11 protein-coding genes are annotated in these 10224 nt (G+C 67.8%); 10 read left to right on the forward strand and 1 reads right to left on the reverse strand.

Features of this window, described 5'->3' with window-relative positions; genetic code table 11:
- Window positions 1-92 precede the first annotated feature (92 nt).
- Window positions 93-1502 carry a coniferyl aldehyde dehydrogenase gene (locus O0J15_RS19310; RefSeq protein ID WP_308306130.1) on the forward strand — a complete coding sequence of 470 codons (1410 nt, stop codon included), beginning with the start codon at window positions 93-95 and terminating at the stop codon, window positions 1500-1502.
- A 174-nt stretch (window positions 1503-1676) separates the two neighbouring features.
- The gene (gene xth / locus O0J15_RS19315) at window positions 1677-2444 is read left to right on the forward strand and encodes an exodeoxyribonuclease III (RefSeq protein WP_308306131.1); all 768 of its coding nucleotides are present in this window, start codon (window positions 1677-1679) and stop codon (window positions 2442-2444) included.
- A 41-nt stretch (window positions 2445-2485) separates the two neighbouring features.
- Here xth and O0J15_RS19320 read toward each other — a convergent pair whose 3' ends face one another.
- Window positions 2486-2737, reverse strand: coding sequence for a GlsB/YeaQ/YmgE family stress response membrane protein (locus O0J15_RS19320; RefSeq protein ID WP_005411656.1), 252 nt, complete (start codon window positions 2735-2737; stop codon window positions 2486-2488).
- Between the two features lie 84 nt (window positions 2738-2821).
- Here O0J15_RS19320 and O0J15_RS19325 point away from each other — a divergent pair, with 84 nt between their 5' ends.
- The 8 genes from O0J15_RS19325 to O0J15_RS19360 all read left to right on the forward strand — a co-directional run bounded on the left by O0J15_RS19325 (window position 2822) and on the right by O0J15_RS19360 (window position 10164).
- Window positions 2822-3421, forward strand: coding sequence for a 4'-phosphopantetheinyl transferase superfamily protein (locus O0J15_RS19325; protein WP_019661752.1), 600 nt, complete (start codon window positions 2822-2824; stop codon window positions 3419-3421).
- 39 nt (window positions 3422-3460) lie between these two features.
- Entirely contained in the window at window positions 3461-4099 is a 639-nt protein-coding gene (gene rsmG, locus O0J15_RS19330) for a 16S rRNA (guanine(527)-N(7))-methyltransferase RsmG (RefSeq protein ID WP_012481632.1), read from the forward strand.
- Between the two features lie 113 nt (window positions 4100-4212).
- The gene (locus O0J15_RS19335) at window positions 4213-5010 is read left to right on the forward strand and encodes a ParA family protein (RefSeq protein WP_019661751.1); all 798 of its coding nucleotides are present in this window, start codon (window positions 4213-4215) and stop codon (window positions 5008-5010) included.
- Entirely contained in the window at window positions 5010-5933 is a 924-nt protein-coding gene (locus O0J15_RS19340; protein ID WP_005411652.1) for a ParB/RepB/Spo0J family partition protein, read from the forward strand. Before O0J15_RS19335 ends, O0J15_RS19340 begins: the two co-directional genes overlap by 1 nt.
- Before the next feature lie 85 nt (window positions 5934-6018).
- A complete protein-coding gene (locus O0J15_RS19345) occupies window positions 6019-6984 on the forward strand; it encodes an NAD-dependent epimerase/dehydratase family protein (RefSeq protein WP_019661750.1) in 966 nt (321 codons plus the stop codon).
- 90 nt (window positions 6985-7074) lie between these two features.
- Window positions 7075-7797 carry a glycosyltransferase family 2 protein gene (locus O0J15_RS19350; protein WP_308306132.1) on the forward strand — a complete coding sequence of 241 codons (723 nt, stop codon included), beginning with the start codon at window positions 7075-7077 and terminating at the stop codon, window positions 7795-7797.
- Window positions 7797-8144: a lipid-A-disaccharide synthase N-terminal domain-containing protein gene (locus O0J15_RS19355; protein WP_058979230.1), complete on the forward strand. Its 348-nt coding sequence runs from the start codon at window positions 7797-7799 to the stop codon at window positions 8142-8144. Before O0J15_RS19350 ends, O0J15_RS19355 begins: the two co-directional genes overlap by 1 nt.
- Window positions 8145-8391: 247 nt before the next feature.
- Window positions 8392-10164, forward strand: a complete 1773-nt coding sequence (locus tag O0J15_RS19360; RefSeq protein ID WP_308306133.1) for a DUF885 family protein — start codon at window positions 8392-8394, stop codon at window positions 10162-10164.
- Window positions 10165-10224 lie beyond the last annotated feature (60 nt).

Genomic DNA, 10224 nt, shown 5'->3' on the forward strand with positions numbered 1-10224 from the left:
GGCAACCCCATGAATCTCCGCAGACATGAACCCATTGCCGGCCAGCGGCCGGCACTACCATGGCGATGCGCGGCACCCCGTATAGTCGGCCCATGACCACCACCGCCCCAGCCGACCTTCCCGCCCTCCTGCACACCCTGCGCAGCGCCTGGCAGTCGAGGCGCCCGTCGCTGAACCAGCGCGAGAAAGACCTGCATCGCCTCCGCGAAGCGCTGAAGCCACGCCTGGACGAAATGGCCACGGCCATCGCCGAAGACTTCGGCCATCGCGCCCACGTTGAATCGAAGCTGGCCGATGGCATGAGTGTGCTGTCGGCCATCGACCACCTGCGCCGCCACCTGCGGCGCTGGTCGAAACCGCAGCGGGCATCGGCGGGATGGAAACTGTGGCCGGCGCGCGCGCAGTTGCGGCCGACGCCGCTGGGCGTGGTCGGGGTCATCTCGCCCTGGAACTATCCGGTCACGCTGGCACTCGTGCCGCTGGCCACCGCCATCGCCGCTGGCAACCACGTGCTGTTGAAGCCCTCCGAACACACGCCGCGCACCAGCGCGTTCCTGGCCGATCTGCTGGCCAGCGTGTTCCCGCCCGAGCGCGTGGCGGTGGTGCAGGGTGGGGCGGACGTGGCTGCGGCGGTGTCGTCGCTGCCGTTGGACCATCTGCTGTTCACCGGCTCGACGGCCGTTGGCCGTAAGGTGATGGCCGCCGCCGCCGAGCATCTGGTGCCGGTCACGCTGGAACTGGGCGGCAAGTCGCCGGCGATCGTCTGCCGCGATTTCCCGCTGGACAAAGCCGCCGCGCGGCTCGCCACCGGGAAATGGTTCAACGCCGGGCAGACCTGCATTGCGCCGGATTACGTGCTGATCGACACCGCGCGCCAGCGCGAGTTCGTACAGGCGCTGCAGCAGCAGGTGCGCGAGCGCTATGGCGGCTTCAGCGATGCCGACGACTACACCCGCATCATCAATGAAGGCCAGTACCGGCGCCTGCAGGGCTATCTGGCACAGGCGCGGCAACGCGGCGTGCCGGTGATTCCGCTGGCGCAGGTGGATGACGCGCGCGCCGACCGCGAGCGCCTGCTGGTGCCGACCGTGGTGCTGGACCCGCCGGACGACCTGGACCTGATGCGCGAGGAGATCTTCGGGCCGATCCTGCCGGTGCGGGCCTATCCGGATCTGGAGGCGGCGCTGGCCGACGTGCTGTCCCGTGACCGGCCGCTGGCGCTGTATCCCTTCAGCCACGACCGCGCGACGGTGGAGCGCATCCTCGGCCAGGTGGTGGCCGGTGGGGTGACGGTGAATGACACGCTGTTGCACTTCGCCGCCGATGGCCTGCCGTTTGGCGGGGTGGGCGCCAGCGGCATGGGTGCCTACCACGGCCGGGCCGGGTTCGATGCCATGAGCAAGCGGCTGCCAGTGCTCTGGCAGTCGCGCTGGGCGGCCAGTGACCGGTTGCGGCCGCCGTATTCGAAGATTGCGGGGTTGTTGAAGCTGCTGCTGCGGTGAACCCAGGCAGGGCGTGGCTCTGCTGAATCAGGGCCCGGCCCGATTCTTCTGTAGAGCCGAGCCCACGCTCGGCTGCTCCTGGCTGGGTGCCGATCAATGCAGCCGAGCGTGGGCTCGGCTCTACACGGGAATCCGGCCCGAGCCCCATCCCGGCCACCCGGGTAGAATGCCCGCATGAAGATCGCCTCGTGGAACGTCAATTCGCTCAATGTTCGTCTGCCGCACCTGGAGCAGTGGCTCAGGGAGTTCGGCCCGGACATCGTCGGCATCCAGGAAACCAAGCTGGAGGACCACAAGTTCCCCGATTCGGCGCTGATCGCCGCGGGCTACCGCAGCGTGTTCGCCGGCCAGAAGACCTACAACGGCGTGGCGCTGCTGTCGCGTGAGCCGGCGCAGGACGTGCAGATCGGCATTCCCGGCTTCGAGGACGAACAGAAGCGCGTCATTGCCGGTACCTTCGGCGACCTGCGGGTGATCAACCTGTACGTAGTCAATGGCCAGGACATCGGCACCGACAAGTACGAGTACAAGCTGCGCTGGCTGGACGCGGTGCACGCGTGGATCGCGCAGGAACTGCAGCGGCACCCGAAGCTGATCGTGATGGGGGACTTCAACATTGCCCCGGACGCACGCGACGTGCACGACCCGGAGGTGTGGAACGACAACCACATCCTGACCTCCACCGCCGAGCGCGGTGCATTGAACAAGCTGCTGCAGCTGGGGCTGCACGATGGCTTCCGCCTGCACAACGACGAGGCGGGTACCTTCAGCTGGTGGGATTACCGCGCCGCCGGCTTCCGCCGCAACCTGGGCCTGCGCATCGACCTGACCCTGGTTTCCGATGCACTGAAGAGCGGTGCGGTGGCTTCGGGCATCGACCGCGAGCCGCGCACCTGGGAACGCCCGAGTGACCATGCGCCGGCCTGGGTGCAGTTGGTTTGAGTTGAGGTAGCGCCGGGCCTGGCCCGGCGCTACCCCCCAGATCACCGTATGCTCTTGCGGGTGAACAGGTTGACGATCGCCAGCAGGATCACCGCACCGATCAGAGAGAACAGGAAGGTGCGGATGGTGATCGCTTCGTTGATGCCACCGCCGAACAGCCAGCCGGAAATCAGCGCGCCGACGATGCCGACCACGATGTTGAGGATGATGCCCTGCTGGGCATCGCGCTTCATGATGATGCTGGCCAGCCAGCCTACGATGCCGCCGACGATCAGCCAGATGATGATGCCCATGATCGAACCTCCGGTGGGGAACTGTGACCAGTTGACGCGCACGGCTGTGAACCCGTCGTGCAATTGCGTGATGGGCGCGTGCGGATGAGCCTGCCAGCCACCCTCGACGGCCCCTGGCGCTTCGGCCCGGTGACGGTCTGGCGCTGCCCGCACGTGCCGGGCCAGCGCGGTGAACCGCAGGCCCGGCAGGTACTGGCGCAGGCGCTGGGCACCGATCCGCAGACGCTGCCACTGGTCCGTGACGACAAGGGCCGGCCGGAGCTGAGCGGCCCGTTGGCCCACTACGGGACCGGCTGGAGCCACAGCGGTGAGGTGCTGCTGGTGGCGCTGGGCGAAGGCGTGCGGCTGGGCGTGGACCTGGAACTGCTGCGGCCGCGGCCGCGTCTTCTGGAAATCGTGCGGCGCTTCTTCCACCCGCAGGAGGTGGCCTGGCTGGAACGCCTGGACGAGGCCGACCGCGAGCACTGGTTCTTCCGCGTGTGGTGCGTCAAGGAGGCGATCCTGAAGGCGCACGGCCAGGGCATCTCGTTCGGCCTGCACCGCCTGCAGCTGGCGCCGGGGGCCGATGGCGCCCTGCACCTGCGCTGGTGCGACCTGGAACTGGGCGAGGCCGCGCGCTGGCACCTGCACGAATGGCAGGCCAGCGGCCAGTTCCGTGCGGCGTTGGCCTGGTATCCGCACTGAAGCGGGGAATCAGCGCGCAAAACCGGCGATAATGGCGGCATGAGCGAACACCCACTTCCCGCCAGCGTGGCTGCCACGCTGGAACAGGGCCTGGCCAGCATGGGCCTGGACGCCGCGCTGGCGCCGCCGCTGCTGCGCTACCTGGCCCTGCTGCACCGCTGGAACGGCACCTACAACCTCACCGCCATCCGCGACCCGCAGGAGATGGTTACCCGCCACCTGCTCGATTCGCTGGCGATGCAGCCGTTCGTGGCTGATGGCAGCCTGGCCGACCTCGGTACCGGTCCCGGGTTGCCGGGCATCCCGCTGGCGATCGCCTGCCCGGGCCTGCAGGTCACCCTGGTCGAGAGCAACGGCAAGAAGGCGCGCTTCATGCGCGAGGCCGTGCGCCAGCTCGGCCTGGGCAATGCCCGCGTGGCCGAATCGCGCGCCGAGGCGCTGGACGAGGCCGGCCGTTACGACCAGCTGACCGCCCGCGCGATGGACACCCTGGCCGGCATCGTCCGCGTCGGTGGCCACCTGCTGCGGCCCGGCGGCGTGCTGCTGGCCATGAAGGGCGTCTACCCGCATGAGGAGATCGCGGAACTGCCGGCTGGCTGGCAGGTGCGTGAGGTGACCCCGCTGAGCGTGCCCGGCCTGGCCGGCGAACGCCACCTGGTCACCGTTACAGGTCCCTGATTCCCGCCGCCAGCCCTTTGTGGAACAACGGGTTGGCGATCCACGATTTCCGCAAGGGGCCGGTTGTACGCATAATGACCGGTCCCAACCATCCGTCGACGAGGCACACCCGCATGGCCCGCATCATCGCCATCGCCAACCAGAAGGGTGGCGTCGGCAAGACCACGACCGCCGTCAACCTGGCCGCTTCCCTGGCCAACGCACCCAAGCGCGTGCTGTTGGTCGACCTGGACTCGCAGGGCAACGCGACCATGGGCAGCGGCGTGGACAAGCGTGAGCTGGCGGCCTCCACCTGCGATCTGCTGCTGGGCGAGAACAGCGCCGCCGATGTGCGCGTGCAGACCGCCGAAGGCTACGACCTGCTGCCGGGCAACATCGACCTGACCGCCGCCGAGATCCAGCTGATGGGCCAGAGCGAGCGCGAGCAGCGGCTGAAGCGCGCGCTGGCGCCGATCCGCGACGAGTACGACTACATCCTGATCGATTGCCCGCCGGCGCTGTCGCTGCTAACGCTCAACGCGCTGGCCGCCGCCGATTCGGTGATCGTGCCGATGCAGTGCGAGTACTACGCACTGGAAGGCCTGAGCGCGCTGGTGGAAACCATCGAAGCGCTGCGCACCAGCCTGAACCCCGCGCTGGAGATCGAAGGCGTGCTGCGCACCATGTTCGACGTGCGCAACAACCTGGCCAATGCGGTCTCGGCCGAGCTCACCGAGCACTTCGGCGACCGCGTGTTCCGCACCATCGTGCCGCGCAACGTGCGCCTGGCCGAGGCACCCAGCCATGGCCAGAGCATCGTCGGCTACGACCGCGCCTCGCGCGGTGGCGTGGCCTACCTGGGCCTGGCCGGCGAGATCATCCGCCGCAACAACGAACGCAACAAGGCCGGCAAGGCCGTGGAGACCGTCTGATGACCAGCAGCAAGCCGGCAGCCAAGAAGCGAGGCCTCGGCCGTGGCCTGGACGCGCTGCTGGGCCCGAAGGGCGCGGTCAGCCAGGTGCAGGCCACCACCGCGGTGATCGAGCCGCTGCCGGGTGAAGTGCTGCGCAAGTTGCCGGTCGGCCAGCTGCAGCCGGGCAAGTACCAGCCGCGCCGCGAGATGGACGAGGGCAAGCTGTCCGAGCTGGCCGACTCGATCAAGTCGCAGGGCGTGATCCAGCCGATCCTGGTGCGCCAGCTGCCGGCGGGCAACTACGAAATCGTCGCCGGTGAACGCCGTTGGCGCGCATCGCAGCTGGCCGGCCTGGACGAAGTGCCGGTGGTGGTGCGCGAGCTGGAAGACCGCACCGTCATCGCGATGGCGCTGATCGAGAACATCCAGCGCGAAGACCTCAACCCGCTGGAAGAAGCCGAGGCGCTGCAGCGCCTGATCAGCGAGTTCACCCTGACCCATGCCGAGGCCGCCGAGGCCGTCGGCCGCTCGCGCGCGGCGGTGTCCAACCTGCTGCGCCTGCTGGAGCTGCCGGTGGCGATCCGGCTGCTGCTGGAAACCCGCCGCCTGGAAATGGGCCACGCCCGCGCGCTGCTGACCCTGGCTCCCGAGCTGGCCGGCAAGCTGGCGCAGGAAGCGGCCGATGAAGGCTGGTCGGTGCGCGAGGTCGAGCGCCGTGCGCAGGCCTTCGCCGCCGGCAAGGTGCCGAGCAACCGCCCGGTGGCGACGCCGAAGGTGCAGCAGGCCGACATCGCCTCGCTGGAAACCGAACTGTCCGAAGCGCTGGGTGCCAAGGTGGCGATCAACCACGGCCGTGGCGGCAAGGGCAAGCTGATCATCCACTACACCGATCTGGACACCCTGGACGGCGTGCTGGAAAAGCTGCGTACGCGCCAGGGCTGAACCCGGCGCCACATCACGCCGGCCGACGCATCCCCGCGACGTCGGCCACGCCGATGGCAGCGGGGTGCTTTGATCGAGACCCGCGATGACCATCCTGCTTACCGGCGCTGCCGGCTTCATCGGTGCCTACACCGCCCGCGCGCTGCTGGAGGCCGGCCAGGCCGTGGTCGGTCTGGACAACTTCAACGATTACTACGACCCGCAGATCAAGCGTGACCGCGTGGCCGCGCTGTGCCCGGCGCTGGACCTGCGCACGCTGGACCTGACCGATAACGAAGGCCTGGCCGCGCTGTTCGACGAAGTGAAGCCGACCGCCGTGATCCATCTGGCTGCACAGGCCGGCGTGCGCTATTCGCTGGAAAACCCGCAGGCCTACGTCGATAGCAACCTGGTCGGCTTCGTCAACATGCTCGAGCTGTGCCGCCACCGTGGCGTGCAGCACCTGGTGTATGCCTCCAGCAGTTCGGTGTATGGCGACTCGGCCACGCCGCCGTTCTCCGAGGACCAGCGCGTGGACCAGCCGCGCTCGCTGTACGCGGCGACCAAGGCGGCCAACGAGCTGATGGCCTACACCTACGCACAGCTGTACGGCCTGCATGCCACCGGGCTGCGATTCTTCACCGTGTATGGCCCGTGGGGCCGGCCGGACATGGCACCGCTGCTGTTCTCGCGCGCGGTGCTGGCCGGTCGGCCGATCGACGTGTTCAACGAAGGCCGTATGCAGCGCGATTTCACACATGTCTCCGACATCGTGTCCGGTATCCTCGGCGCCCTCGCGCATCCGGCCGACGGCCCGGTGCCGCACCGGGTGTTCAACCTCGGCAACCATACGCCGGTCGAGCTGGAGCGCTTCATCAGCGTGATCGAGCAGGCGGCCGGCCGCCCTGCGCAGAAGGTCTACAAGCCCATGCAGCCGGGCGACATGGTGCGCACGATGGCCGATACCCGGCGCGCACATGACGCTTTCGGCTTCGATGCGGTGACCCCGATCGAACAAGGCCTGCCGCCTGTGGTGCTGTGGTGCCGCGAGTATTTTGGCGATCGCGCCTGAGGACGGATCCTCACGCCGCCGGGTTCATCTTCGGATAACCTCGGTTTCGGAGAATGCGCGGTCTTTGTCCCCCCTTTGGCCGAGTGCCTTATGAGCCAACCCGAGCTTTCCGTTGTCGTCCCGGTGTTCAACGAGCGCAACAATGTTGCCCCGCTGGTCGCCGAAATCACCGCTGCGCTGCGTGGCCGACTGCCGTTCGAGATCGTCTACATCGACGACCACTCGCGTGATGACACCTTGGCGGTGCTGCAGGGGCTGAAGGCAACCACCCCGGAACTGCGCGTGCTGCACCATGTGAACCAGAGCGGGCAGAGCACGGCGGTGCGCACCGGCGTCAAGCATGCGCGGGCGCCGTGGATCGCGACCCTGGATGGCGATGGCCAGAACGATCCGGCCGATATTCCCAAGCTGCTCGCCGCACGCGACGCCGCCGACGCGCAGGTGAAGCTGTTCGCCGGTTGGCGCGTCAACCGGCAGGACAGCAGCAGCAAGCGCTGGGCCAGTCGCTGGGCCAATGCCATCCGTGCGCGCATGCTGCGCGACGACACCCCCGACACCGGTTGCGGCATCAAGCTGTTCGAACGCAGCGCGTTCCTCGACCTGCCGTATTTCGACCACATGCACCGCTACCTGCCGGCGCTGATGCAGCGCGCCGGCTGGAAGACCACCAGCGTGCCGGTCAACCACCGCCACCGTACCGCCGGTGTGTCCAAGTACAACAACCTCGGCCGCGCGCTGGTCGGCATCCGCGATCTGCGTGGCGTGGCCTGGCTTATCACCCGAAGCAAGCGCACCGCGGTGGAGGAGCGCTGATGGATCTGGAGCTTCACTGGCTGGATCAGCCCTTGACCTGGCTGTACTGGACCGGCCTGCATGTAACCGGCTGGAAGCTGATCGGTTACACCGGCGCACTGATGTTCGGCGGCCGCTGGCTGGTCCAGTTCATCGCCTCCAAGCGCGCTGGCAAGCCCGTCATCCCGCGCCTGTTCTGGTACATGAGCGTGATCGGCAGCCTGATGACGCTGAGCTACTTCCTGTTCTCGGCCAAGCAGGACTCGGTGGGTGTGCTGCAGAACCTGTTCCCGGCGTTCACCGCGCTGTACAGCCTGCACCTGGACATCAAGCACCGCGGCTGGAAGCGCGACAAGGCCAGCCACTGAGGCCTGCGGGATGCCTGCCATGGGTAGCGTCGACTGTCAGTCGACTTTCGCGCGGAGCGCGGGCTTTGCTGCATGTGGCGGAAGAGCAGCCGACTGACAGTCGGCTCTACCACGCGCCTGCGGCGCTGGGGCCCCGGCCTGCGGGCGGTTCCCGGTCCTGCCTGCTGCGCAGGCAGGACCTTCGTCCCATGCCATGAGCCGTGGGCGGTGCCATCATCGGGGTCTGCCTTCCCGGGAACCTGTGCTCGTGAAAACCCGTCTTGCTGTTGCCCTGCTGCTCGCCCTGTCCGCCCCCGCCGTGGCCGTGGCCACACCCGCCGCCACCGCCGCACCGGCCAGCGTGGCCGCCGAATCGCCCGCCGACGCCGCCTTCCGCGCGCTGTACGAGAAGGAGTGGAAGTGGCGCCAGCAGGGAGGTGGCGAGGCCAGCGAGGACGAGGACGCTCCGGCCAACGCCACCCGCATGCCTGACGTCGGCCCGGCCGCGCAGCAGGCACGCCTGAAGGTGTGGGACGAGACCCTGGCCGCACTGAAGAAGATCGACCCGAAGACCCTGTCGCCGGACAACCAGGTCAACTACGCGATTTACCACGACCAGGTGTTCAACCTGGCCGAAGAGACGCGCCTGCGCGGCTACGAAATGCCGTTCAACGCCGATTCCTCGTTCTGGTCCAACCTGTCCTTCATGGCCCGGCGCGAGATGAAGACCGTGCAGGACTACCAGAACTACATCGCACGGCTGAACGACGTGCCGCGCTACTTCGGCCAGCAGACCGAGAACATGCGCGCTGGCCTGAAGCGTGGTTTCAGCGTGCCGCGCGCGGTGCTGGATGGCCGCGAAGTGTCCATCGCCACCGTCGCCGAGCTGAAGGACCCGACCGAATCGCCGCTGTACGCGCCGTTCAAGAAACTGCCCAGCACCATCCCGGCCGCCGAGCAGACCAGGCTGCAGGCGCAGGCGCGCGCGGCGATCAGCGGCAAGGTGGTGCCGGCGTTCCAGCAGCTGCGCACCTTCTTCGTCAACGAGTACGTGCCGCAGGCGCGCACCACCCTGGCCGCCGAAGCGATGCCCGATGGCAAGGCGTACTACCGGCAGCAGATCCACGAGTACACCACGCTGGACCTGTCGCCGGACGAGATCCATCGCATCGGCCTGGAGGAAGTCGCACGCATCCAGAAGGAGATGAACGACATCATCAGGCAGGTGAAGTTCAAGGGCAGCTTCGCCGAGTTCCTGACCTTCCTGCGTACCGACCCGCAGTTCTACGCCAAGACGCCGGAGGAGCTGCTGTCGCGTGCCGCGTGGATCTCCAAGCGCGCCGATGGCCAGCTTGGCAAGTACATGACGCTGCCACGCGCCCGCTTCACCATCGTGCCGGTGCCGCCGGACATTGCACCGTTCTGGACGGCCGGCCGCGGTGGCATGGGTACCTACTGGCTCAACACCTACAACCTGCCGTCGCGCCCGCTGTACAACCTGCCGGCGCTGACCCTGCATGAATCCGATCCGGGCCATTCGCTGCAGGGCGCGATCGCCGCCGAGCAGAAGAACCTGCCCGAGTTCCGCCGCAACGCCTACATCTCCGCCTATGGCGAAGGCTGGGCGCTGTACTGCGAGAAGCTGGGCGTGGAAATGGGCATCTATGAAACCCCGTACGAGGATTTCGGCCGCCTGACCTACGAGATGTGGCGTGCTGCGCGCTTGGTGATCGACACCGGCGTGCACAGCAAGGGCTGGACCCGCGAGCAGGCATTGGCCTACCTGCGTGACCACACCGCGCTGAGCGAGCATGAAGTGACCACCGAAGTGGATCGCTACATTTCCTGGCCGGGCCAGGCGCTGAGCTACAAGCTGGGCGAGATCGCCATCGTGCGCCTGCGTGCGCAGGCGGAGAAGGAGCTGGGCGACAAGTTCGACATCAAGGGCTTCCACGACACCCTGCTCAAGCAGGGCTCGGTGCCGCTGCCGGTGCTGGAACAGCAGATCCAGGCCTACATCGCCGAGCGCAAGAAGGCCTGACCCGACGCGTCGCCGGGCATGGCCCGGCGCTACCAGAATGCGCGGTGGTAGCGCCGGGCC

The organism is Stenotrophomonas sp. Sm10 (genome assembly GCF_030985515.1).
Taxonomy (GTDB): domain Bacteria; phylum Pseudomonadota; class Gammaproteobacteria; order Xanthomonadales; family Xanthomonadaceae; genus Stenotrophomonas; species Stenotrophomonas hibiscicola.

Excerpts from the sequence above, each read along its gene's own strand:
- O0J15_RS19310 (WP_308306130.1), top strand. The coding sequence starts at position 93 with ATGACCACCACCGCCCCAGCCGACCTTCCCGCCCTCCTGCACACCCTG.
- xth (WP_308306131.1), top strand. The coding sequence starts at position 1,677 with ATGAAGATCGCCTCGTGGAACGTCAATTCGCTCAATGTTCGTCTGCCG.
- O0J15_RS19320 (WP_005411656.1), bottom strand. The coding sequence starts at position 2,737 with ATGGGCATCATCATCTGGCTGATCGTCGGCGGCATCGTAGGCTGGCTG.
- O0J15_RS19325 (WP_019661752.1), top strand. The coding sequence starts at position 2,822 with ATGAGCCTGCCAGCCACCCTCGACGGCCCCTGGCGCTTCGGCCCGGTG.
- rsmG (WP_012481632.1), top strand. The coding sequence starts at position 3,461 with ATGAGCGAACACCCACTTCCCGCCAGCGTGGCTGCCACGCTGGAACAG.
- O0J15_RS19335 (WP_019661751.1), top strand. The coding sequence starts at position 4,213 with ATGGCCCGCATCATCGCCATCGCCAACCAGAAGGGTGGCGTCGGCAAG.
- O0J15_RS19340 (WP_005411652.1), top strand. The coding sequence starts at position 5,010 with ATGACCAGCAGCAAGCCGGCAGCCAAGAAGCGAGGCCTCGGCCGTGGC.
- O0J15_RS19345 (WP_019661750.1), top strand. The coding sequence starts at position 6,019 with ATGACCATCCTGCTTACCGGCGCTGCCGGCTTCATCGGTGCCTACACC.
- O0J15_RS19350 (WP_308306132.1), top strand. The coding sequence starts at position 7,075 with ATGAGCCAACCCGAGCTTTCCGTTGTCGTCCCGGTGTTCAACGAGCGC.
- O0J15_RS19355 (WP_058979230.1), top strand. The coding sequence starts at position 7,797 with ATGGATCTGGAGCTTCACTGGCTGGATCAGCCCTTGACCTGGCTGTAC.